The sequence below is a fragment of the Halorubrum sp. CSM-61 genome, assembly GCF_003781945.1.
Lineage (GTDB): Archaea > Halobacteriota > Halobacteria > Halobacteriales > Haloferacaceae > Halorubrum.
Genome location: NZ_RJJW01000007.1, coordinates 130,397 through 153,848 on the forward strand (window position 1 = coordinate 130,397; position 23,452 = coordinate 153,848).

At 56.2% G+C, this 23,452-nt stretch carries 28 protein-coding genes; 22 read left to right on the forward strand and 6 right to left on the reverse strand.

The annotated features are described in order from the left end of the window. Positions 1–137 precede the first annotated feature (137 nt). From EDM04_RS13385 to EDM04_RS18990, 3 genes are all read left to right on the forward strand, one after another. Positions 138–1,220, forward strand: coding sequence for a hypothetical protein (locus EDM04_RS13385; RefSeq protein WP_123622927.1), 1,083 nt, complete (start codon positions 138–140; stop codon positions 1,218–1,220). A 57-nt stretch (positions 1,221–1,277) separates the two neighbouring features. Then, on the forward strand, positions 1,278–2,042 hold the full coding sequence (locus EDM04_RS13390; protein ID WP_123622929.1) for a CPBP family intramembrane glutamic endopeptidase: 765 nt from the start codon (positions 1,278–1,280) through the stop codon (positions 2,040–2,042). Positions 2,043–2,509: 467 nt separating this feature from the next. Further along, positions 2,510–2,641, forward strand: a complete 132-nt coding sequence (locus tag EDM04_RS18990; RefSeq protein WP_277424149.1) for a hypothetical protein — start codon at positions 2,510–2,512, stop codon at positions 2,639–2,641. 8 nt (positions 2,642–2,649) lie between these two features. On the opposite strand, the gene EDM04_RS13395 is transcribed toward EDM04_RS18990, so the two are convergent. Beyond that, positions 2,650–3,024, reverse strand: coding sequence for a hypothetical protein (locus EDM04_RS13395; RefSeq protein ID WP_123622932.1), 375 nt, complete (start codon positions 3,022–3,024; stop codon positions 2,650–2,652). 104 nt (positions 3,025–3,128) lie between these two features. On the opposite strand from EDM04_RS13395, the gene EDM04_RS13400 reads away from it, so the two are divergent. From EDM04_RS13400 to EDM04_RS13415, 4 genes are all read left to right on the forward strand, one after another. Further along, positions 3,129–4,010, forward strand: coding sequence for a hypothetical protein (locus EDM04_RS13400; protein ID WP_123622934.1), 882 nt, complete (start codon positions 3,129–3,131; stop codon positions 4,008–4,010). Between the two features lie 273 nt (positions 4,011–4,283). Continuing rightward, positions 4,284–5,108, forward strand: a complete 825-nt coding sequence (locus tag EDM04_RS13405; RefSeq protein ID WP_123622936.1) for a hypothetical protein — start codon at positions 4,284–4,286, stop codon at positions 5,106–5,108. Between the two features lie 239 nt (positions 5,109–5,347). Then, positions 5,348–5,830: a hypothetical protein gene (locus EDM04_RS13410; protein ID WP_123622939.1), complete on the forward strand. Its 483-nt coding sequence runs from the start codon at positions 5,348–5,350 to the stop codon at positions 5,828–5,830. Positions 5,831–5,936: 106 nt separating this feature from the next. After that, positions 5,937–7,322 (forward strand): rhomboid family intramembrane serine protease, encoded by a 1,386-nt coding sequence (locus EDM04_RS13415; protein WP_164471135.1) that lies wholly within the window; start codon positions 5,937–5,939, stop codon positions 7,320–7,322. Here the strand turns inward: EDM04_RS13415 and EDM04_RS13420 are convergent. Beyond that, the gene (locus EDM04_RS13420) at positions 7,297–8,571 is read right to left on the reverse strand and encodes an IS4 family transposase (protein ID WP_123622943.1); all 1,275 of its coding nucleotides are present in this window, start codon (positions 8,569–8,571) and stop codon (positions 7,297–7,299) included. The genes EDM04_RS13415 and EDM04_RS13420 overlap by 26 nt on opposite strands. 86 nt (positions 8,572–8,657) lie before the next feature. On the opposite strand from EDM04_RS13420, the gene EDM04_RS13425 reads away from it, so the two are divergent. From EDM04_RS13425 to EDM04_RS13440, 4 genes are all read left to right on the forward strand, one after another. Beyond that, complete coding sequence (locus EDM04_RS13425) at positions 8,658–8,897, forward strand: hypothetical protein (RefSeq protein WP_123622945.1); 240 nt, start codon at positions 8,658–8,660, stop codon at positions 8,895–8,897. Further along, complete coding sequence (locus EDM04_RS13430; protein ID WP_123622947.1) at positions 8,870–9,532, forward strand: hypothetical protein; 663 nt, start codon at positions 8,870–8,872, stop codon at positions 9,530–9,532. Before EDM04_RS13425 ends, EDM04_RS13430 begins: the two co-directional genes overlap by 28 nt. Positions 9,533–9,610: 78 nt before the next feature. After that, positions 9,611–10,210 carry a hypothetical protein gene (locus tag EDM04_RS13435; protein WP_123622949.1) on the forward strand — a complete coding sequence of 200 codons (600 nt, stop codon included), beginning with the start codon at positions 9,611–9,613 and terminating at the stop codon, positions 10,208–10,210. Positions 10,211–10,216: 6 nt separating this feature from the next. Continuing rightward, positions 10,217–10,522, forward strand: coding sequence for a hypothetical protein (locus EDM04_RS13440; RefSeq protein ID WP_123622952.1), 306 nt, complete (start codon positions 10,217–10,219; stop codon positions 10,520–10,522). Positions 10,523–10,777: 255 nt separating this feature from the next. Here EDM04_RS13440 and EDM04_RS13445 read toward each other — a convergent pair whose 3' ends face one another. Both EDM04_RS13445 and EDM04_RS13450 read right to left on the reverse strand, forming a co-directional pair. Beyond that, positions 10,778–11,134, reverse strand: coding sequence for a hypothetical protein (locus tag EDM04_RS13445; protein WP_123622954.1), 357 nt, complete (start codon positions 11,132–11,134; stop codon positions 10,778–10,780). A gap of 353 nt (positions 11,135–11,487) precedes the next feature. Beyond that, positions 11,488–12,885 (reverse strand): Cdc6/Cdc18 family protein, encoded by a 1,398-nt coding sequence (locus EDM04_RS13450; protein ID WP_123622956.1) that lies wholly within the window; start codon positions 12,883–12,885, stop codon positions 11,488–11,490. 926 nt (positions 12,886–13,811) lie between these two features. Between EDM04_RS13450 and EDM04_RS13455 the strand changes: the two genes are divergently transcribed. The 5 genes from EDM04_RS13455 (at position 13,812) to EDM04_RS13475 (ending at position 17,821) form a co-directional block, all read left to right on the forward strand. Then, positions 13,812–14,699 (forward strand): N-6 DNA methylase, encoded by an 888-nt coding sequence (locus EDM04_RS13455; RefSeq protein WP_123622958.1) that lies wholly within the window; start codon positions 13,812–13,814, stop codon positions 14,697–14,699. 654 nt (positions 14,700–15,353) lie between these two features. Further along, entirely contained in the window at positions 15,354–16,361 is a 1,008-nt protein-coding gene (locus EDM04_RS13460) for a hypothetical protein (protein WP_123622960.1), read from the forward strand. Next, positions 16,336–16,968, forward strand: a complete 633-nt coding sequence (locus tag EDM04_RS13465) for a metal-dependent hydrolase (protein ID WP_123622962.1) — start codon at positions 16,336–16,338, stop codon at positions 16,966–16,968. The genes EDM04_RS13460 and EDM04_RS13465 overlap by 26 nt, the downstream gene beginning before the upstream one ends. A gap of 141 nt (positions 16,969–17,109) precedes the next feature. Continuing rightward, positions 17,110–17,319, forward strand: a complete 210-nt coding sequence (locus EDM04_RS13470) for a hypothetical protein (RefSeq protein WP_049987752.1) — start codon at positions 17,110–17,112, stop codon at positions 17,317–17,319. A 10-nt stretch (positions 17,320–17,329) separates the two neighbouring features. Beyond that, positions 17,330–17,821 (forward strand): hypothetical protein, encoded by a 492-nt coding sequence (locus EDM04_RS13475; RefSeq protein WP_049987745.1) that lies wholly within the window; start codon positions 17,330–17,332, stop codon positions 17,819–17,821. Positions 17,822–17,859: 38 nt separating this feature from the next. Here EDM04_RS13475 and EDM04_RS18600 read toward each other — a convergent pair whose 3' ends face one another. Continuing rightward, positions 17,860–18,012: a phage terminase large subunit family protein gene (locus EDM04_RS18600; protein WP_164471136.1), complete on the reverse strand. Its 153-nt coding sequence runs from the start codon at positions 18,010–18,012 to the stop codon at positions 17,860–17,862. A 348-nt stretch (positions 18,013–18,360) separates the two neighbouring features. Here EDM04_RS18600 and EDM04_RS13480 point away from each other — a divergent pair, with 348 nt between their 5' ends. The 3 genes from EDM04_RS13480 (at position 18,361) to EDM04_RS13490 (ending at position 19,666) form a co-directional block, all read left to right on the forward strand. Further along, entirely contained in the window at positions 18,361–18,582 is a 222-nt protein-coding gene (locus EDM04_RS13480) for a hypothetical protein (protein WP_049987744.1), read from the forward strand. Positions 18,583–18,661: 79 nt separating this feature from the next. Beyond that, complete coding sequence (locus EDM04_RS13485; protein ID WP_123622964.1) at positions 18,662–19,129, forward strand: hypothetical protein; 468 nt, start codon at positions 18,662–18,664, stop codon at positions 19,127–19,129. Between the two features lie 21 nt (positions 19,130–19,150). Beyond that, positions 19,151–19,666, forward strand: coding sequence for a hypothetical protein (locus tag EDM04_RS13490; RefSeq protein ID WP_123622966.1), 516 nt, complete (start codon positions 19,151–19,153; stop codon positions 19,664–19,666). Between the two features lie 73 nt (positions 19,667–19,739). Here EDM04_RS13490 and EDM04_RS13495 read toward each other — a convergent pair whose 3' ends face one another. After that, a complete protein-coding gene (locus tag EDM04_RS13495) occupies positions 19,740–19,907 on the reverse strand; it encodes a hypothetical protein (RefSeq protein WP_049987741.1) in 168 nt (55 codons plus the stop codon). 252 nt (positions 19,908–20,159) lie between these two features. Between EDM04_RS13495 and EDM04_RS13500 the strand changes: the two genes are divergently transcribed. The 3 genes from EDM04_RS13500 (at position 20,160) to EDM04_RS13510 (ending at position 23,284) form a co-directional block, all read left to right on the forward strand. Further along, positions 20,160–21,626 carry a hypothetical protein gene (locus EDM04_RS13500; protein WP_123622968.1) on the forward strand — a complete coding sequence of 489 codons (1,467 nt, stop codon included), beginning with the start codon at positions 20,160–20,162 and terminating at the stop codon, positions 21,624–21,626. Between the two features lie 384 nt (positions 21,627–22,010). Then, positions 22,011–22,361 (forward strand): hypothetical protein, encoded by a 351-nt coding sequence (locus EDM04_RS13505; protein WP_123622970.1) that lies wholly within the window; start codon positions 22,011–22,013, stop codon positions 22,359–22,361. Then, complete coding sequence (locus tag EDM04_RS13510; RefSeq protein WP_123622972.1) at positions 22,358–23,284, forward strand: phosphoadenosine phosphosulfate reductase family protein; 927 nt, start codon at positions 22,358–22,360, stop codon at positions 23,282–23,284. Before EDM04_RS13505 ends, EDM04_RS13510 begins: the two co-directional genes overlap by 4 nt. Positions 23,285–23,452 lie beyond the last annotated feature (168 nt).

Below are 23,452 nucleotides of genomic sequence, written 5' to 3' on the forward strand. Positions count from 1 at the left end.
TCCTATGAAATGCCCCACGTCAACCAAAGAGATCACGCCTCAGCTTGGACAAAAAGTAGCTCAAGGCATATACGCGGAAGTGTGTCGCACCACCAGAAGTAGATTTCTTCGTCGCCGATAGACAGCGAGCGCCTCTTATGACCGACTCGACCAGAACTCCTCAAGCGCAGCTCACCGAGCTCGACTACAAGGGACACGTCCTCGAACAACCTCATACGGAACGAGTAACGGCTTCCGTAGAGACAGCCGAAGACCTCTACGCGACAGACGAAGGCGACCTTCTCTGGATCGATGGCACCGAATACGCGGTTGTCAAGCGAAACTTCGGGATCTTCCACAGACCGCTCTCAGTCGTCGCCGAAGACGGCACACAAGGGCGGCTCATCGGAGGCACCATCAACCAGCAGTCGTCGATAGCCGGCATCGCATGGATACACGACCTCCCCGGAGACGACGAGTGCGCCCCGCAGCCGAGTGACTTGCTTGCGCGGTTCGACCGGGTCTACCGCCTCGAGGAAGACCGCCTCGACTGTCTCCACGCCTGGACGCCCGATAGCGACCATCGCGTCTGTCCAGCGTGTGAAGAACGCAGTGGCGAACCGATACGTATCGAACAGCAGGCCGGCAAGACTGTCGAACTCCGACAGTGTACGAACACCGACTGCCAACACATCTATCGGTACGTTCGACCCTTCCCGGAACCGGATACCGCAGCCCTCCTCATTTCGACGGGCACAGTGGACTCTCCCGTGCTCGGATCGGGATACACCACGAGTGAAACTGTCGACGAGTATGAACTCTCAGGAGTCTTCCGCTGTACCGAGCAGGACGATTTCAAGTTCCCCGTCGAGACGAACCGTGGTCGCGACGACGGCTTTTACTCAGCCTCTGAAGTTGCCGCGTTCTGCAACCCAAAGCTCGATCACGACGATCCCGACAACCGTTTCGGTACCGTCACCGTCGACACCAACGACCACACTGGGGGAACAGTCATTCGATGGTGCGACGCACCAGGAAGTCAAGCGAAGATGACCGTCGAGTTTCAGGAGCTCGTCGGCGGAACGAGCTCGCCCACGCCGGACTACGACCGCGCTCTCGACTGGAACCTCAACCGAGACGCGTTCACCGCAATTGTCGATCAGACTGGTCCAAGCTATACCGACACGTATCCTGACATTTCCTCTCAACAGAGCGCATCCAACGATTACACAACCGCTTGAATCACCCGACCGTTAATACCAGCGAGCCTGCAACCGATACACACGACGCGAACAGCGATGGCCACAGATAGTACATTCGAGGAGGACATCATCTACCTCTGGCGAACGCTCCGCTCTATCGTCCTCGTACTCGTCTTCATCTTCGGCGCGATCGTTACCAGTCTCATCATCGGCTATGTGGGTATCGTCGTTCTCGATCAGGCCTACCCAATTCCCCAGCAGTCAGAGACGGCACGCTTCCTCGCCTCCTCCGCGTTTAATGAACTCGGATACGCGATCTTTGTCGCTGGTCTCCTCTACTGGAAAACAGACCTCCTCCCCGAAGGCCTTCGCTTCCGTCATCCGACCCATCGCGACGCCCGCTGGATACTCGGCGGCATTCTCGTGATGATTGTCACAGAATACGTACTCACGTCCCTCTTCGCGTTTTTCAACGCTCCAACTGCACAGAACGCGGCTGCGATCGAGGCCACCAAACACGCCTCCCTTTCGATGTTCGGCGGACTCATCGTCGTATCCCTTCTCATCACTGGACCCTGTGAGGAAATCCTGTTTCGCGGCCTCATTCAAGAGTATCTCCGCAGGCACTTCTCTGCCATCGGAGCAATACTTCTCGCCAGCCTCTTTTTTGCGAGTGTACATCTCTTCGCCCTGCAGGGTTCTTTGAGCGGCCTCCGAAACGTCCTCCTCTCACTCTTTGTGCTATCACTCATCCTCAGCTTCGCCTACGAGCGTACCGACTCACTCTTCGTCCCGATCCTCATTCACGGTAGCTATAACGCTATCCTCTTCGCCAGTCTCGGTCTCACTAGCCTCTACTAACGGCCGTCTCGATCTCACCCAAGCCATCCCTCTGCTCACACCTATTCTACCGGTATTTTTTAATATCGGATATACGACGAGTGGGCTATGCGTTTCGCATTAGCAGAAGCGAACTGGGGAGACGACGACGGCACCACGTCGCTCGCAATCGTGACACCAACAGACCTCGATCGGCCCTCAGAGTACGGCCGGGCCGCAACGGGCTATCAAACCGCTGAAATCGGCTACGAATTTGACTCCACATACGATCCAACCGTCAACGACCACCCCGATCCGACTCCCGTCGTCTTCTACCCCAACGAACTCCGCGACATCATTACGGAAGTCCGGAATACGCTCCCCGTTGATCCATTCCACCCGCTAACTTCGATGTTCTCGTCGACTGGGCTGACGACCAGGAGGGTGGAGAAGGACTTCTCGCGGAGATCGGTACAAACGAAAAAGGAAAATGGTGTAAGCAGCTCAAGATGCTCCGAAACGACGGCGGCCACCCCTATCTCAAAGTCCAGCGCGGCGCCCACCACACTTGGCTCCGCGGATCGCCAACCCTCGGTCGCAAAGAGTTCGAGGGCGTCTTCGGAAACGTCACCGTCATCTGACACGGGAATCAGTCCCCCTTCGGATTGACAGGCGCGATATACTCGTTCTTCCAAGTGTCACCGTCTCGCCATTGCCAATAATAATACCTGTATCCCTGTTTCGGCTCCTTCACCGTGATGTAGGCCCCTGTAGCGGGGACATCATCGTAGTCGTCGGGGTCCATCGAGACACCCTGCTCCTCAAGGTCTTCGACGACATCATCGTCGACAGCATCCTCGGGAGCAGTATCTGGAGATGCAGGTGGTTGCTCCCGCTTCCAATCGGCAAGAGCCTGTGCGTAGTCAGCCAAGTCCTCCAGCTCCTCGACCGATAATTCGTCTACCGTGTCTCGAACGTGTGCCGGAAGGTCAGGTCCAGAAGGTCGCTCAGTGTCGTCCGTCATTAGTTACCCCACAGAGGGGCACATACATAACTATTGTGGGGTAACTCGTGGTGAGCACTCTCCGGTTGGTTTCTCGCCCCCACAGATGGTGGAGGTAACTACGCATGTCTACCCACCAGATCACCCCGACGGACGAGCACCTCCCACCCCTCGAACTTCCCCCAGGCGCGCTCGACGCATCGCACCCTGACTATGAGAACACCACGGGTAGTGACCCACCGGAGATCGAGCCTATCGAGCACCGCATTCGTCTCGACATCATCGAAGCTGGCGGGCTCTTGTCTCACGACACCCACGCCCCCACCCCGCTCGCCCGGCAGTACATCCAGAAAACACTTGTCGATACTTACGAAAGCGAACACCGGTTCTTCCCCTCCTACGACCGCCTCGATGACTTCCTGGACGAGGCTCCTGCCTTCCTCACAGGTGAGCTCGAACCCCATTACCGTGAGCTCGAACAGATTCGTGCCGATCGCCGAAAGTGGTACACGGAGCTCATTCCGAAAAACCTCGACACTATTCAAGGAACAGCCGACTCCCTTCTTCCCCTCCACGCAAACACTTTCCACGGAGTCGTCATCGTCGACGGAAACACCGATCCAATCGGGTATGCCGACGGACACGATCTCGATGTAGACGATGTCATTCGGGAAGCCCAGCTCGATAACCACATCCTGCCCTCCGAATACGGGATCACTCTCCCGGCGCCGCTCCTCGTCGGGGAATTCGCCAGCGGGTCCACTTACGCGTTCCTTCCCTGGTCGGACGCCGTCGTCTGTGGCTGTCCCTATAAGCAGACGAACAAGTGGGCGGTGATGTGCAAACACGAACTGGCGGCTGCATCCTGTCTCGCCACCGCTCACGAAGGAGACGTCGATGCCAAGTACGTTCTCCCGATCGACGTCGGTGTTGACATCCCGCAGCGCGCCCGCCGGTTCGTCAGCCCGACCGTCGCAGCCACTCACACGCCCCGGAAGCAACGGTAATCACGATGACGCCTTCCATCACAGACCCGGGGAGCCACCCCCAGCTGCAGTGGCTCATTCGCGGGTCGCCCGCGATTACGCTCACTGAAGCTCTCCACAACGCGATCCCTGTCGAGGTCCTCGACAACACCGTTGTCGACGCTGACGCCTACTATCACGTCGCGACAGACACCATCATCGTCGTCCAATTCGATACGGTCCAAACCGTCCTCGAACGGGACGGTGCTCCTCTCCGCTGCCCAAACGACAACGACCCGGCTTCTTGTCCGTCGTGTGCTACTCAAGGAGACACGACCGATTGCGATTCACTCGATAGCACCGACCACCATCCACACGATCCGTCACCAGCCTGTTCGTGAGTTCCGATGTCCTGCGGACTTCACACGTTCGACGAGAGTCTACCCAAGCACTCTACTCCTCCTGACTATGCAGATTGACACAGCCACCCTCACACAGATCCAGAAGTATCGCGTCACCGCCGACCCGGTCGTCGCGAGTAACCACGCCGCCGGCGCCGCCAACCTCGAGGACGGTATCCACGAGGAACGCCGCGCACTCGTTGAGGACACTCCAACAGGTGAGCGTGTACCCGTCGCAACGTGGGGCGAGCTCGCGGCACTCTGTTCGACGGCCTCCCTCACGCACGCCGCATTCACGAACGCGAAGTTCGTCAGCCTCTACCAGTACGCCTTCCGCCAGTACCTCGACGGGATCGCCGGCAATGACCAGGAAGTGGACGCGATGCTTCCCTCGAACTTCCCGATCCTCCCCACAGACGACGAAATTCGCGATAGAGCCCGTGACCTCCGCGAAGCGCTCAAGCGCGACCGCGACCGCTGGTTCACCGAGCACGTCAATGAACTCGACATCGAAACCGACGGTGTCCCGACGGCATTCTGGCTCCACGATTCCACGACGACGGCAGCAGAACTTCTCGCCGAGTGGTTCGCGGCCGGTGAGGTCTCCGAACGGCTTCTCCAAAGCCTCCCCAGTCTCCCCGGACAGACACTCGGTGTCGAAGTCGAGACGTCCGAGAGTACGTCCACTGGGACAGCAGGTCCAACCGACCCCGTGCAGGCCGGTCTCGATATGTTCTAATGGGGATTGTAAAAAGAATCCAGAGATTCATTTGGTACAACTCTAAGGACTGATAGGATAGGTGTGCGATATACACAGTGTTTTAGTAAAAACGCCTCTCGAGAGATTTTAGAGGTGCTCGAGATCTACGTAACGTTCATTCAGGAGAACAGAGATATTGACAACTTGGGCTAGGTGAGATCGAGAACTAAGCACCTTCACCCAGCCAATTTATTGTCATCCCAGTGGCTGAATCTCATATGGCTGACGAAAAATACGGTCGAATGAGTGAGGAGGCACGTTCATCCTTAGACCACCTAATCGAAAATCAGAATCAATTCAGTGATCATTCGATTGAGGTAATTAAAATTAACCTCTTAGTAGGGAGCCTGGTTCTTACAGCAGGTTCGTTCTTAGCAAACAGTGTCGGTATAACTCCAATCCCGACGAAGGCGTACATATCTGGAGGTGTCGCGGTCTTAGCGTGGTTGGGTTCAATTCTGATGGCTGAACTCACCTATTTTGGAATCCGGACGCACATCGGCGTTAGTCACTCGGCTATTGAGCACTTTCCCGATGTAGAAATTGAAGATATAGAAGAAGTATTATTGAGGAGTTATTCAGATATGCTCCAATATAGCGCTGAAGAGAACCGATCCACCGCTAGGCACATTATGCTTTCATTCGCACTCACGACGCTCTCGATAGTTGCGTTCTGTTTGACCGGAATCTTCCTAACCTGATACGTTGGGGCGGATCTCAGTCGAAGCTGAGGGTCAAATTCCGACTCAACGGGTATGAGACATTTTATTTTGTTGCTGTTTGAATTCAAGCACTATGAGTCGTGTGATGACTTTCCTCTCAAATAAGAGGCTGACTCTCTCGTTCATAGTGATCCTCCTCATTACCTATCTACTAGAACTTCTCACCATCGCCCAGTTGGGAATAGAGACGTTCGAGTTCTGGTTTCTCTTTACTCCAGGATTCGATCCCACACCGGCATGGATACTCTCCCTGTTTGCTCACGGAACAGTCCGACACCTGGGCGTGAATATCGTGGGAATTCTGGTGTACGGACTGGTGCTGGAGCGATATGTGGCGCGGAAGACGTATCTTGGTGTCTACGTCTCAACTGGTCTCCTCGCAGGACTCATCCACACGAACCTGACTGACAACATCGGAGCTGGGGCGAGTGGTGCGATTATGGGAATCGTCGGCTTCTATGCCATCGTGTATCTGGCGTTGTACCGGCCGAATGGTTGGAACGATCCATTGGAGAATGTCCGCTATGTCCTTGCCATCCTCGGGCCATTCGTAATTGGTGCACAGTACGTTGTTGACATCTACGTCAACAATGGTGGATATGCCCATGTCGCCGGTGGAATCATAGGAATTCTTCTGGGACTCGTCTACGCGAGATCTCAGGTGGAGAGTTCTTTCTCCAGAACAATCGAGGCAGCCAGAGAGTCTCCGTTCCCAACGGCGCTCTTGGTACTGATCTTGGCCGAGACAGCAGTGATAGTCTACCTCCTGATAGTGACTCCAGAGAACCCAGCAACCTCAACGGCAGTCCAGGCTGGAGCCACAATCATCCTGGTTCTCATCACGATCTGGTACGCAGACCACACGAGACGGAGCGCCGACCTCTTCCGACGTGAACTGGAATTGGAGACCCAACGGAACCATGCCGATACCCTCCAGATTCGTACTGACAAGTGGTTAGAAGAATTCCCATCCGTTCGTGAGACTGATGTCCCGCTATTCGTAGATAGAGATTCGATGCACGCAGTTCCGGAGAGTCTCCGAGGGGATCCGTACTTCGAAGATCTCACAACGAATCACGCCTCATACCTCCAAGATTCTGTAGACCATATAGACAACCTCTACTCTGAATTTCTGGATATTCGCGATGATTTCATAGATACCCTAAGTATCGACGAGTGTCCTGATATGAGGCAGGTCGACGTTCTTGAGGAGAACTACGCCAAATGGCTGTTCGAGCGAGTGCTACTGATGGAGCGGACGGGCAAGGACAAAGAGGATCTCAAATCAGCAGTCGGTGACGCCTTCGAAACCAGCGCAGAGGAGGAAGACGACCACTTCCGATTGTTTGGAGATACGGACCAATTTCGGAGGAAACCGATTATGCTCTATCACTACAAGCGGTCCTTTGCGAACAGCCGAAAGGAACCGTACCATTCGTCTTTAGCTAAGACTCACACCTCGGTTGCGTAGCGGTAGCGAGCGTCTCTTGCAGTATCGGTCGTTGCTGGTGGATCTTCTGTGCATCTTCGATCAGCCGCTCCAACAGCGGCGGTGGCGAGTAGCCGAGATATTGGCCGAGTTCGTGGAGGATGAGCTGGGCGTGCGACCGGAAGGTCGCCGCCCAGCGCTCCGGCGGGAACACGATGTCATCGTCGGCCTGCTCGGTGACCAGATCCAACAGCTCACGACTCACCAGCAGCGACAGCAATGCAGCGTACAACAGAATTTTCACGACATCCGGATCGCTCGTGTCGAACTCATCCAGTTCGTACTGCGTCTTCAGCTCACGAAACAGGGTTTCTACCTCCCATCGACACCGATACAGCGTTGCGAGATCCGCCGGGAGAAACTCCTCTCGCGGTAGATTCGTGATGTACAGATGGTAGTCGTCGGCGTCCTCGTCGCGGACGCCGACGACGCGGAACCGCTTCGTATCCAGCGAGCGCGTTCCTTCGTACTGGCCTCGCTTGAACTCCGCTTCGACCTCTACGTCGATGTACTGTCGGTGCAGATCGTCAACGACATCGTGGATCTGTTCGCCCACCAAGGGCCTGGCGCGCCCGCGCCAGGCCCGCAACTCCTTCGTTATCACCGGATTCGCGTTCTGCTTCAGCCGACTCACGAAATAACCGTCGTTCTCGTCGATCAACGCGAAGCGGCGATACTTGAAGTACGCCAGATCGAGCAAAACAAACCGTCCTTGCAGCCATGAACCCGTCTTGAACAAGGTGCTGTCGTGCGTTTTCTCGTCGGTCACGTCGAACCGCTCAATCGTCTCGTCGGTGGCGTTGTGGAGCAGGTGGAGCTTCGCTCCAGCCTGCTCCTCGTGATGGGCTTTGAACTCCTCAGAGAGAAACTCATGCAACCGCAACACGGTTCCATCAGCGATCATCACATCCCTGAACCGGTCGATATCAGCGTCAACAGCCCCGGGAACAGCGACCTCGTCGAGCACGGCCTCGACGAGGTCGCGGAGATACTCCGCGAGTATCGGCGTCAACCGCTGATAGAAACCGCCAGGTGAGATCGTTTCATCAGCCGTCGAGTTGTAGCTACGTCTGAAGCCAGCGAGTGTTCGGCTCTCGCCTGCGGCGAAGCCGAACACGAGCGCCCACACGAGGACTGGAACCTGTAGCTTGCCCTCTCGCTCGACCACGCCGAGTTCCTCGGCGTGCTCTTCGAGGAACTCGGAGGGAAACAGTGTAGTGAGCCGACGCATGATTCTCGATGAGGAGGCTTCTGTGTGCACAGCGGTTGCCTCCTCATTCCTCTCGAAAAGAAGCCTCGATAAGCCGTCGCTGTCACGTGATTCTGCTCTTAGCTAAAGACGGATGGGAACCGTACATGTTCCGTATGTACGCCAGAGCTCCGCAGATGCATATTGACGATATTGAGTCGGTACCAGGATACTCTGATGCAGTCGACGCTGCTGAACTGCTTGACGACATCGAAATGGAACTCGGGGAGTTAGAAAAGAAACTGATTGAGTACAATGAAGCTCCTAGGTTCGAGGGTGAGTGCGGTCTGATACTGGACATCGAATAGGTACTGGATTCTTTCACGTCTGGACAGCTCCCGATGCCCCTCGATCAGTCGCCGTCTTCGACCACTTCGACAAGGTAGCTGTCAAAGCCATCGACGACCGCGTACAAGACTTCCACAACCGTGCTCCGGTCGCGACCGTCGACGCCGTAGAGGACGACCGTTCGGGTAGTGTTGTCCGAGCTATCGACAAAACCGTTGATTGGATGGAAGCTATCTCTCCCGGCGCTTGGAAACACCCTGCTGTCAACGAGGCTGAGTTCGACCCTCTACCCGGTTATGAACTCACGCACTACTACATCGAGAGCAGAGAGGTAATCGTCTATTACCATCGAGAAGGTACTCACGAAGGTCAGCGACCTACGGGGAGCACGACCACAGTCGGTCTCGAAGTGACCACTGAAACATATCCATACCTTGTCGTCAAAGCGTGGCGAGACAGCGGAAACGCTACCGTCGCGCTCGCCCCGTGGGACTATGCACACGAAACTGAGATGGTCGACGTCCGAAATCCACACGACGGGTGCGGACTCGACATCGCACTGACGATTGCTCGCGACTATGTTGCCGCCGTAATCGGCGATGACACCAATCCGCCTGCCGTCGGGCAAGCAAACCTCACAGCGTGGACACAGTAGTTTACCATCCATACACTGTACAACAACCCTCACCAAGAATTTCTCACCCTCAACGAAGAGTGGAGGTTCTATCGATAGATGCACCAGCTTATCCGCGTACTTGTTCCCGGTACCACTCAAGACGACGCCCTCGCCCACGCTCACAGCGCCCTTGACAAACTCGTCGGTGTCGGCGTCGATACTGCCAGTGTCTACGACTACTACGGGACGTTCGATCAAGCGGACTCGCGTTACAAGTCGCACGTCGTGAACGTCATCAATGACGGCAGCTCTGAGACTGTCGACGAGACAACGGTCGCTCCAACGTTCCCACTCGACAGCGAGGAGGGACAAGCACTCCTCGATGACGCGCTCAAGGAACAAACGGAGGAGTTCCGAGATACGTTGTCGAGATTCCAGTCGAAAGTCAACGATCTTTCTGTTGAGGACGTGATGAACAACGTCGACGGAGTACGATTCCACCTAGGACAGCTCGCCGAATGTCGAGGACCTTCGGTGTACATCTACAACGAATATGGAGGCGGTCTCATATCACCGAAGGCCGTCGACGAATACATCGATCGCCTACAGAACGCCTCGTCGGGTACTGCCGGCGTCGACGGTGACGCCGCAGCGGCCACAAAAGAAGATGAGCAGACACACCGGGGATGGCTCGTCCCCGCCGACGTCCATTTCTAGCGCTTTATGGCGAGTGAATCACAGCTCTTCGAGACGCTTAACGACCCGAATCGGATAGCCTTCCGGGTGGAGCTCCCTGACGGGAAATCAACAGCGTTTGCGACGACTGGACGGACCGACGTTGCAGTCGGCGAGCGATACTGGAATTCCTACGACGGCGAACTATACCGCGTCACGATCGTCGACGACACGACGGTTGAAGCAGTCCTCGAATTCGGCTGTGGGGATATCCTCCGATCAGTCTCCTTCGACTGTGAGTGGTTTACTCCAGACGGTCACTCCCTCCACCACATCGCTCCGGAGACCGAGTAACCGCCATCACTCTGTTGACTCACCAGTATGTCAGCACTTGCTTTCCCCGTTCGCGACGGTTCGGAACCAGCACCACTTGACCATTCCTCCCTGACCAGCAACAAACCAACCGAGCTCTTATCGACGATCCGCACCGGCGACCACATCTTCGAGCGAACCGTCATCGACTCTCGAAATCGGTTCCCTATTCCCGAGGTGAAGGCTGTTTACCGACGTCGCGTCATCACTAACGTTGAGCTCACTCGTGAAGGATGTTCATTGGCCGTTAACTTCCAGGAACGGCTCCCTGCCGATGAGTCGTTGGTCGAAGTGCTCCATTCGAGTGATCCCGAGTGGCGTACATACCCGCCAGCGGGAATGCCGGATTTCCCACGACTGGACGTCGAACCTGGTGAAAAACCGGACTGGAGGGTCTCCCATTGGGAACCCGAGCGTGTCACGCCACCGCCTCTCGAGGACGTCACCGACCTCACAGTCCACCGCGTTTGTGGACGAGGGAGTCGGCAACTCGTCAATCACCTTCTTATCGGTGGTCCGGACGGCCGCATCGACCACCGCCTCGGCGGTGTCGCGAAATGGAAGGCCGGATTCATCGCTACCCAGGATGGGCATCCGTACTCAGTGGCGGTGCTCGCGCAGCCGTACACATACAGTTACGACGGGGCTCGTGAAGAGCTGTACGTTACACGGCTTGCGAATCACCCGAATCGCCCACCGAATACGTCGAGTTGGATGCTTGCGCGTCTTCGGGACTGGGTACGTGAGAATACCGACCGAAAGCGGCTCGTCGCGATCGCCGGCGTCGACGACAACACTGGAGTCTGCTACCGAGCCGCTGGGTTCGAACTCGATCGGATCAAACCCGTCTCGAGTACTGATTGGGAGAACCGTGAAGGACGTACTGTGCCCCGTCGCGACGAGTGGACGAAACGAAGGTACGTCTCATCAGTATAACATCTGATTAGTCAGGCGAACCGTTTCAGCGAGGATTTAGAGATATCTCCGAATCGAGAATCCTCCATTACGATATCAAGGATAGCCTCTGGATTGTGGAGTAACCGATGAGAGTTGTGGCGGCCACCGCCTTTTCCCATATTCACCTCTTTAGTTTCGATTACCTGGCTGAGCTGCATCTCATCGAGGATATCCCGGAAGCGCCGTATCCCGATCGTGTCCATATCTATCGCGTTAGTGATCTGCTGGTACGCATCGTAGAGTTCACCTGTTATGATGTAATCATCACGCGAGTAAAGTGACTTAGCAGCGATCGAGAGACAAGCCGCTTTCATTTGAGTGGGGGTTCCCTGGAGGAAGTCGCGGAATCGATCCTTTTCAAGTGCGTCTTGGGCTCTTCGCACGTGGTCTTCCTCAACTACGTCTGCTCCCTCACGATCGGCTAGCTCTCCTGCGGTCCTGAATAATCGCATTGCTTTCCGTGCATCACCGTGTTCCTGGGCTGAGAAAGCCGCGACAAGAGGAATAACCTCATCAGTAAGAACATCATCACGAAATGCGTCATCACGCCCGCGAAGAATCTCTTGAATCTGATTTGCATTATATGGGTCGAAATTGAGTTCTTGAGTCTGGAAGGCACTCTTGGTGCGTGGGTTCAACTCGTCGAAGAAGTTGATTTGATTGCTTATTGCGATGATCCCGATCTGACACGACGTATCATTCGATTCGACTGCCTTCGCGAGACTCATCAGAACGTGGTCGCTCTTGAGAAGGTCGACTTCGTCGAGAATGATGATAGCCGAGTCGTAGTGATCGAGAATCTGCCAGAGGCGTTTGTAGAACTTGTCTTTCGGGAGCCCGGTATCGGGCATTTTCACGACGTCCTCATCCTCGTCATAGATATCCTCGTCGTTCAGTTGTTGGCCGATTGTCGAGATGACTTGGACTTCAGTTGAGGATTTGGAGCAGTCTAGATACGTATGGCCTATTCGGATATCATCAACTGCCGCATTTACAGCTCGACGAGTGACGTATCGGGAGACGAGAGATTTTCCCGTTCCTGTTTTCCCAGTAATTGAGATGTGATTTGGGGCACCACCATAGACAGCGTCGTTCAGACAGCTGCTGATAGTGGAAATGTAATCGTCACGTCCGACAATTCGATCGCCATCAGGTACCCAACCGACACGGACCATCTCCTTATTTTGGAAAACCCCCTTCCGTTGAGAAAAGAGCGGGTCGTCAACCTTGAATTGTTGACCGTCCCCGTCGCTTGATGGCGGTTTTCCATTCTCGTCTGGACTCCCCTTCGGTTCCGATGTTTGGACGCGAGATCGGTCGTCTTGACCGTCTGAAGACGTAGAATCCAAATCTCGACTTTCATCGGAAGTCGAGGTGCCGTTTGACATAGAGACACCGACGAAACCCGTTTACTTAAAAGTATTCCCACCTCGACTTCCGACGTAAATCTACCACGACGGAAAGTCTACTGGAAGGACTACCTCAATCGTCGAATAATCACGGAACCCAACACACACACCCCTTCGGTTCCGTCGTTACCGATGAACGTGTACCCCCCACGGGAAGGATAGGTACAATCACGGTTTAGAGGATAGAGCGCGTCTCTACGGCGTTTCTGGACGTTCCAACCCGTCACCGAGCTTCGTCTTGAACGTTCCAGTCGCTCCGCTTCTTCCTTTCTAGTATTTCGTCCCGCGGAGTTGTTCAAGCTGTATTGTAATAAAGCTAGGGTGAAATAACTCAACTTTTACATATTCTTATCGTGGGACAGAATACAGACGACTCCTGCTATTCTCAGTCTAGTTACCGCTTTTCCCGGCCGCTAACGTCGGAACTAGTGGGGTGTGTCTGGTCATCGTGATCTTGAGCTGCGTTGCCCTTGTCTATCTAACGACGGAACCGAAGGGGTGTGGGTCCGTCATCGAGTAGTGGTAGGATTTCCCCGAGACCAATTCTCTTCTCCAACCTTCGTTTATCGACATACAAGACCTGTTCTGCCCGTGGTATCCTGAAGTATTCATCTTTTACGAGATTTCTGAGACTTTTCTTCCGTCTTTTCGTTCCACTCATCCCGCTCTTACTCTCATCTAAAGAGAGTAAATTCGCACGCTAACGTCGGAACTGGTGGGGTGTCCCCTCCCGAAATCTGAGACTTCATACGATTTGACCCTCGTTTACGACGGAAGTCCAGGGGTGTCCCTATTGCCATAACGCCGGAACCAGTGGGGTGTTTTTCGCCTCGCCTTACGACGGAACTGGTGGGGTGTCCCCTCTCTGGATTTTTCTCCCCTCGTTGAACTGAGGCGATTTGTCGATGGATTCCATCACCGACCCGAGTACATACGAACCAATCACTGAGAATCTCGATGAAGTCCACCAGAAAACGGACCTTCGTACATACGACGTCTTCACGAACTGGCTCAATTTCACCGTCACCGCTCTTAGTCGGAACGACGACGACTATCTTGACCTCGTTCACGATCTCACAGATCGTCTCCACGATGACGACGATCTCACCAGAGATGTTCTCGAGATCTATGGGACTGCACTCGGAGCCCTCGTCAATACAATGGAAGAAACGACCGTTCCGGGATACCCGCACTCGGCGGAACTCCTCGGCGGGATTTACGAACACTACGGAGCTAACAGTGATGCCTTCGGCCAGCACTTCACACCCCAGAATGTCGCCATCGCGAAGGCTCAGATGCTCTTCAGCGCCCCCGAGAGCATTCGTGACGCCACTCCGGAGGACCCTATCACGATCAGCGATCCGGCGTGCGGGAGTGGTCGACTCCCATTCCACGCTGTCCAGCATCTCCGTCACATCTCTCCTAACACGCCCACTGTCGTCGTTGGACGCGACATCGACAAGACGTGCGCTCATATGGCCGTCATCAACTTTGCACTCCACGGCATCCCCGCGTATGTCGTCCACGGAAACTCCCTCACCTACGAGATGTGGCACGTATGGCGAGTAAACCATCCCACGCGAATCCTTACCGACTCAACCGTCAACGGGGCTATCACTGAACTCGACCCTGACAACGCACCCATCATAACGAGCTTTGAGGAGGCCGATGGCTCCGCTCAGGACGACACCAACAACGATAGCGACCTCTCCGAAGGAAACGTTGAGGACGCCGTCACGATCGATGATCCCGATACCATCGAGAACGTCACGCTTGACGCCTTCAGTGAATAACTATCTGTATTCCACACTCCACAATGTCCGTTGTTCTCCAATCCGAGGCGAACCGGCGTCAAGCCCTTCGAGAACTTTTCCAGGCCCTTGAGGACCATACGCCGCCTCCACGAGGTCTCGCACAAACCGAGTCTGGCGTCGTAGCTGCGATCGGGCCCGCACCGATGACCACCCGTGCGTGGTTCCTCGAGCGATACCCTCATCTCAAGGCCAGCGAAGAAACCGCCGAAGTGCAGGTCTATCGAGCGTACTGCTTCGACCCGACTCACACCCGAAAACCAACTACGGATCCCCGCGATCACATCCAAGGGAATTTCGTAGACGATCAGTTCGTCACCTGTCAAGTGTTCGTCCTTGATCTTCCTGCTACCAACTTCGAAAATTGTACGAGACTGGACGCAATCCTCCGGATCGCCAGCGAGCAATTCACTCCTATCATCCGTGACGGGCGACGTGTCCTTGAGAAGACGATTGTTGGCTCCGCTCGAGACGTCCACGCACTCTATCAGCGCACTCGATATCAACCAGCTTGCGACCCATCGACGGATATGTGAACTACACTGCTACCTCGATAGGAACGACGACTACACGCTCGCTCGCGTCGACGACTAGCCAGTTCACGTTGGTCATTCGTAACATTACGGAGTTCTCACGATGCCATCGAATTCCCAATCCCAACTCGATGCGTTCACGACGACCGAAGAATCGACATCCGGCCACTCAACAAATACTCCCGCAGTAACATCGACGACTGAGAAGTCTGAAGCGACCCACTCCACAGCGGAAACACCGCTAAACGATTTCTACGAAAATGTCCACAGGGTCTTCGAGGAAACATATCCGTCGGCACTGTTGAACGTCGATCAGGTTATGGCGCTCACTCCGGATCATAACGTCTTCTGTACATCTGACCTTCCTGATGAGCTCAAAGTCGCCCCAGCCCGTATCGGTCAGTGGGAACTCGATTACCACGACGATACGACCATCACCTACCGAGCCTCGGGACGTGCCTTCGACGAACGATGGGGACAAGGCGGGTCGATTGTCCGACACCGTATCTATCTGAACGACTCCGGAGCGAACCGCGACGGGATGTGGCACTATATGACCGAACTCGTGACCGGCTACGGGAACCCCTCACAGGTTCGGAAGGCAGACACCAGCGATAAGGCGCGACTTTCTGGGATACGCGGCTACAGCGTCCAGAACAACGACGGCGACTACGGTGTCTCCGGAGGGACGAACGCACGTATTGAAGACATCAAGACCGCAGTCGCGACGGTCGTTGCCCAACTCCATACAGAGCCCTCCACAATCCGAACGCACCTCCCTGACACCGACGACCTGGAGTGGACGCTGTCCAAATACGGCCTCAGGACGGCTACTTACGAGCGGCTGGCACCAAACGAAACAGATTTCGACTACTTGCGTCTCACCGCAACGCAGGATCGCGTCTACCTCAAGGGGCTCAAAGAGAACGAGTCATCAGCTCAACACGACAGCGTACCTGTCCCCATACCTGATTCGATCCCGCCCGGCTGTGCTACTCAGACCGAGCGAGCGACCACCGTTGTTGCCTCCTCGCTTTCCCCCCTGCTCATCAAGCCAATCCTCAAACCGCCAGTCGAGGAGGTGCTTGAAGCTACCGCGCTTCCGCAGTGAGGATGAGACAGTCTCACTTCCCGGAACAGTCTTTTTCTTGCACGAAGAAGATGGAGCAACAGCTCCAGAGATGCATAGACGCGGTCATTACGGGCTCGCTCTTCTCGCCTTCTCACCGCTGGCGTTTCTCCTTACCGTTAGTCGAGCATCCGGAGAAGCCCTCTTGGGGATACTTATCGTCGCCGGCGTGGCACCGATTCCCGATATCGACCAGCGTCTCCCCTTCGTTTCGCACCGCGGTATCACGCACACCGTCTGGTTCATCATCGTCGCGTCCACGATCGCAACGGCTGTGACGTGGGCCGCGGCGCTTCAGGGAACACAATCGGTGAACGGGACGCTGTCAACAGCAAGCGCTCCGTCTCTCGTTGTTCCTGCGCTTGGCGTCGGCTTTCTCGTCGCGCTGGGGCTCACGACGCACCTCCTCGGTGACGTGATAACGCCGATGGGGATCCAACCGTTCGCCCCCGTGGACGACACGGAGTACACGTGGAATCTTACGACGTCAGCGAACAGTACGGCAAATAACGCCCTCTTTGTCGCTGGACTCGGTGCCACAGGAGCTGCTATCTATATCCCGCAGGTCCTCGCGACGATCGGCGTGTAATCGCGGCTCTAACGCGCTAATTGAGCAGGCCGTCTCTGTCAGTTAACCCACGAAATGGGCGATACCATCTCTGCGTGGGGTAACTCAGATAGATTGTCGACCGAATTTCTCTCTCCCCTCTACTGGTGGAGGAATCTACGTATGGGTAGTCTTTCTCGACACCGCGCACAGCAACGCTTCCGCAAGGCACTCGACCAGCGGCTCCAGGATACGTCGAGTCCAACCGAGACGTATTCAGCCTACGAGGAAGCCATCGAGGAGCTCATCGGATTGGCCCTCAACGCCGACGAACTCAACAAGGCAGCTTGCCGCGTCGCAACCGATCCCGACGCAATAGACTTCCCCGACTAACGCCACACTCATGTCCGAATCCGATCCGACCGACGACCGCTGGATCGACGCCCACAGCGTAACCTGCGCCATTTGTGGCTATCTCGCTGACGAACGCGAAACGAAGAACCTCTACAAAGACGACGACATTCACCTTGAGGGCGAGGCACATTGGGACTGCTGGGAAACCCACGACTGCCTCGAGGGCGGCTGGCTGATTCGCGATCCCGGCCTCGACGTCGAGGCAGACATCGATCCGCAGTCCGAGACCGTTTCACTCCCTGCCGTCTGCAAGGTCTGTGGGAAGGTTTACCGGATGTGCTACGACTTCGCCGCTCTCTACGACCCAGAGGCCGATACGTTCGAGGTACCGGTACAGATCGACGACAACATCCAGGGCCTCCTCAACACCGTCAATAGACTAGCCAACAACGGACAGATCGACCCTGAAGAAGCTCAGTACCTTCGGGATAACATCATCGCGATCAAGGACCGCCTCGGACAACACCGCTCACGCGAGTAGCAGAAGGCGACATTCAGCAAAGTTCAGCACAAAGTGCATCACTCCGGTGCGACAACGTCCCCGCATCCCGGACACTCGGCCCACACGCCTTCTGTGCCATCATCTTTTTCGTATTCAACTAGGGTCCACGCAGTAGTAATACGCTCATTACAGTCCGGGCAGTGACCGAGTATCTGCGTGTCGTCGGGCATGGAAAGGGGATGGAAGGAGCGTGTGATAGTGTTCCTTCCACACGAACCTTGAATGTTGTCAAAAATGAGCTTTTAGCGGGCTTACAGGCCGTCCACACCAGAATTTCGGGGAGACAGCCCACCAGAACCATTAATTCAGAGCCGCCGGAACAGGACAACTTATGAGTGTCCGCACAATTCTCGCTCGGTTTCTCTCCACCGGGAAGACAGAGATGGTCGTCGAGTGTCGCCAGTGCGGGACAACGTCTCTTCGGACACTGATGAATGTCCCGGGTGCGGATCGGAAGAGATTGGGTGCTATCAAATCCCGACGTGAATTTGTCACTGGCCGCATCAAGTGATCCGTCTATGACGATCGAAACCGCACACAACGCTCCCGAAGCTGTCATCGCGCCGGTTGAGGAGATCCACGACTTCCTCGCGACTCGATTCGGTCGCGACGACGTCCTCGTTGAGGTTGAGTCATCCGGCGCCGTCCAGACCACAATCCACCAGGACGCCGGCATCGAGTACCCCGGCGAATGGGACACTTTTCAAGATTTCACACCCTCATCAACCGACACCGCCTAACCCTATTGGTCCCCTCGATCACTTCAGCAGTCCCTCGGCTCCTAGCGTCTTTGTTTGCGGCCACGGGCCTGAACCGCTTATGGCAACCCTGCAAGCAACCACCGCATCGAATCATCCGACCGTCGACCCCGATGCGGTCGAGGCTATCGAAGCAATCATCGACGATTACGACTTCTACGGGAGTTTCCACTCCCTGACCATCGGCGTCGTCGAACCCGACCAGGAGGACGCCGACCCGTACCTCGAACTCTACGGGTACGTCGCCTTCGAGGTCACAAAGCCAATTTTCGACGAAGACGGGAGTGTCGTCGATCGAACAGAATACTGCACCGAGGAGTTCCTTGAACGTCTCGCTCCCCATCTTGAGGAGCAACTCGTCGTGGAGACCGTCGGATTCGAGAAGTGCCGTTTCCCGCTGCTTGCCGGCCAGTGGGTCGCTTGGCCTGATGGGACTCTTACCTACAATTCGTTCGACCACGCTCCTGAGAACCCGTCCGAGGAGTCGGCTACGGAAACTCCCGACGCACCGTCTGAATCGTCTGCGTAATCCCACACCCAGCTCATCATTATGGAACCACCAGATACAACGTCCGAGAATCAAGATACTGACGAGGACGCAGACCCAGCCGCTGAGCCGACATACATCAGTATACAGCCAGCGTGTCCAGTCTGTCAGAACTCCAAGTTCGAATCTACCGAAGAAGGGGTGCCGAACAATTTCGACACCCACTACGTCCACGTCAGATGTGCGAGATGCAAGACGCAGCTCACCATCGAGTATCGTGCCATCGATGTCTTCTGGCACGGCGGATTCGACGGCCAACATAGCGCCGTTTCGCAGGACCTTCTCACCCCTATCCAGAACGAGTACGTCGATGAAGCATCGTATGGGATACTTCCAGATAGCGACCTCCTCTCGTCCCTTGACTGGCCGCTCACCTGTGACTGCGGCGAGAACCTCACGGGAAACGAGCTCGTCTCCGATCCAACCGTCCTCCCCGATCACGATGTCGACTACGATGATCCCGACTGCGAAACCATCCTCTTTCGATGCGTGAACTGCGACACCATCGTCACCGTATAGTGTCTCAGAGCGGCGGCTACAGAAAGTGCAGATAACAACAGCGAATCAAACGAAATAGGATGACGAAATCGGCTTAGAGATCTCGAGTTTGAACGGTCTTCCTGTCGTTCGCGTCTGCACGACGCGCAGCATCGTCAAGGAGGTCAGCGACTTCCTCGTCAAGCGCATCGAAGAAGTCTGCCGAGACGTTCATTTCGTCGAGATGCTCTCGAACCTTCGATTGGACAATCAGGTCTGCCATACGATTCCCCGATTCTCAGACCCCGTCTTAATAATTAACGCCTCTATCGTTTGATTTCTCCCGTCCGATCGGTTCCGAGGACTCAGAATGCTCAAGACTCAATCAACTCTGTTGAATAACTCATATACCTCACCAACATCAGATACGTCAGATACAATCTCGGCCGAACCGGCCACGTCCCCGACGTAACCCATCAGTAACACTCGCCCTCCCTGTAGCGCCCGCTCCGCGAACCATCCTCCACTCATCAGTATGCCCACCTCGCTCTCCTACTGGACGATCCAACCCGACCGCTGGACGTTCAACGCACAGAAGCTTCGTGATTGGGTCGAATCGCAACTCGACGGTCGCGTCCTCAACGCGTGTGCTGGACGGACCCAGCTCACCCATAATGGGCGGATCGTCCGGAACGACATCAATCCCGAGATCGATGCTGACTATCACGTTGATGTCCGCGATCTTCCTGACATCCTCGAAGCTGAATCGTTCGATATGATCGTCCTCGACCCACCCTTCTCGGAACAACAGAACACGACTACTTACGATCGCGAGGACGACACACTACCTACGATCACCGAACTCGCTAGCGTGGTCGACGCCCTTCTGAAACCCGGTGGTCGCGTCATCCGACTCGGCTATACGACGACGCTTATGCCGCCTGGGGAGGAGTATCTGCTCGAAGAGGTCACCATCTGGAACACCCTCGGTCGCCAGCACGACTGGCTTGGGACCGTCGCTCAGAAACCCGATAACGAGACTGCGTCGGCAACCCGCCCAGTACACGTGACTGACGCCGCAGTTCCGAACGCAGGAGCCACTGCGTCAGGCGGTGTCGCGACCAGCGGGAACGGGAACACGCCCCTCTCCCTCGAGTACATCCGCCTCAGCCCCGAGATTATGCCTCAAGACGGCGTCGCCGACTACCTTGCCACCCACCTCTCCGGACGTGTCCTCGACGTCTCGACGTACGAACGGTCACTCTCCCACGACGGCCACTTAGTGCAGACGAGCGTCGATGAATCCGTCGACGCCGCGTACCATTTCGACGAGCGTGAACTTGCCGCCGAATTCGCTGCTGACATCTTCCACACCGTCGTCGTGGACCTTCCGAGTGAGGCGTTCCAGCAGACCACTAATTATGGTGGCCGCACTACTGGCCGGGATACAGCACTCAAGCAGGAACTCCACCCACTCATCGCCGCGGGCGGCCAGATATTCCAAGTCGGCCACACCGCGACCTGTATGCCGCAGCGCCTCGACTATCGTCGATCCCGAGTCGCCGTCATCGAGCATCCCTGCGTCGAGCAGGACTGGATCATCAGTATCGACATGAAACAGAACACGGGACTCGATGTCCACGCGACCGACCGCTCACCCCTGGACATCCACGTGCCCGACTCAGACGCCGAGGCACAGCACTCGTGTATTCGGTGTGGCGAGGGCTGGTATCTCCACCCCTCCTGGTACGTCGACTGTCCTACCTGCGGAGCGCGACCCGAGAACTACTGCGTCACCGACGACGACACCATCCTTTACCGCCCACACTCCGAGCGCCTTGACTACCTCGAAGAGCACCACAACCGACACGAATGCGATCCCGGCGTCACTTCCAGAACGCCATCCACTCTTTCCACCGACCAGGAGGACGACTCCACAACCTCCTCGACAGCCCCAACCGAACAGGAATCCCTCGAACAGTTCGCTTCACAGAAGAACTAACCTCTGTCCCCCACCCTTCCCAACAGTATGTCCTCTCGCGCTCACTCTACGACAACTCGCCGCCAACACCATCAGCGCGCCTCAGCCCACGCCTGTCCCGAATGCGGAGCTGATCCGCTCATCATCATCTTCACTGACCCCGCCTCGAACGAGGACGCGACCTACTGGTTCGACTGTCCACACTGCACCTTCGCTTCGGCGCTTCGTGCGATCCCAACAACTGACGACGAACCCACTCCTCATGCCCCGTTAGCACAGGAAAATATCAACGAGTACGTCGCAGCGATCGACGTCGAACCACCGTTCTAACAGCACCCTCCTCGCTCGGTGTGTTTTTCTCGCTCTTCGAGCCTGAAAGCCCGTCGAACGGGCTGCGTGATCCATATGACCGAGACAGGCTCCACCACGTCCCCCGACGCCCGCAGCGAGACCTCCTACCAGCTCACTGGGCCCCGTCCAAGCGACGAACCGTACTGCGTCACAGCCATCGCACGCGACGACTGGGAGCCGGGTCAGCCCTGTCCCGAGTGTGGGACGTCCCACCTCCACGAGATGCATCTGAACGAGGAATGCGCGATTCATCACGATGGGTCAAGCGCGTTCAGCGCCGCCCTCGATCGACTCGGCACCGTCGAGTACTGGTGTCCCGAGTGTGAGACCGTCCTCTACCGCTACGCCGCATACGCTCTCTGGCTCGCCCTCACAAACAACCTCGAGCACGACGCCTCAGTATGAGCTCTACTGCCGCCGTCTCGTCGACGTCGGACTTCCGGCTGGGTTTCCCCGACGACGTCGACGCCGAGGCCGCGAACACCGCCCGTCGCGTGGTCAAGGCCGCCCCTGAAACAGACCGTGTCTACGCGCTCGTCTCCGGCGGCCACGATTCATTGACTGCGATGCACGTTGTCTATCAATCTCACTACCTCGATCTGGATGGTATCATCCACATCAACACCGGGATCGGCATCCCGGAGACGACCGCATTTGTCGAGGAGCGAGCAGAAGCGCTCGACATCCCGTACTACGAGGTTGGGGCGCCCTGCGACGATCCGGGCCAAGAGCACGAGTACCGTCGGCCGCACGAGGAATACACGGCGCTCATCCAGCGATTTGGCTTCCCTGGCCCCGGAGCGCACAAGTATATGTACTGGAATCTCAAGGAGAAGCCGCTCTCGCGCTTCCTGAAGATGCTTGAGGACGACCTCCTTCTCATCTCCGGTGTCGCCCGGCACGAATCGCAGAACCGGATGGAAAACGTCGACGCGAGCGGTCAGCAGGAGTTCCTTGGCCATCCGACGATCTCTCCGCTCGTCGAATTCACTCCACTCGATGTTCGCCGCTACCGACGCAGCCTCGACCTCCCGATGTCACCCGTAAAGGAGACGCTCGAAACCTCGGGAGAATGCCTCTGTGGGGCGTTCTCCAAACGGAAAGAACTCAGGATGATCCGGCTCTTCTATCCCGATGTCTATCGGCGCATTCTCTGTCTCGAAGCAACCGTCGGCGCGTTCGCCGCCCTGGACGACGGACCCGACGAGGCGTACAACCGCTGGGGCCATAACCGACTGAAAGACCACGAACGCGAGGCGATGGACGATCCTGACCAGATGCTCCTCTGCCAGAGTTGCGAGCAGCGCCATCAGTGCAATACCTCCTAACCGTCGCTCTGGACCACAACTCGTCACCTGAACGCTCGAACTCTCAAGATATGAAATCCTCCATCTCTCGGGACAGTACCTGTCTCGCGAGTCTTTCTTCGCGGCAGCTGGCCTGAGCCGCTGCACAGCACGGCATCCGTATCGTTCGTCAAGTATCGCTGCAACCAG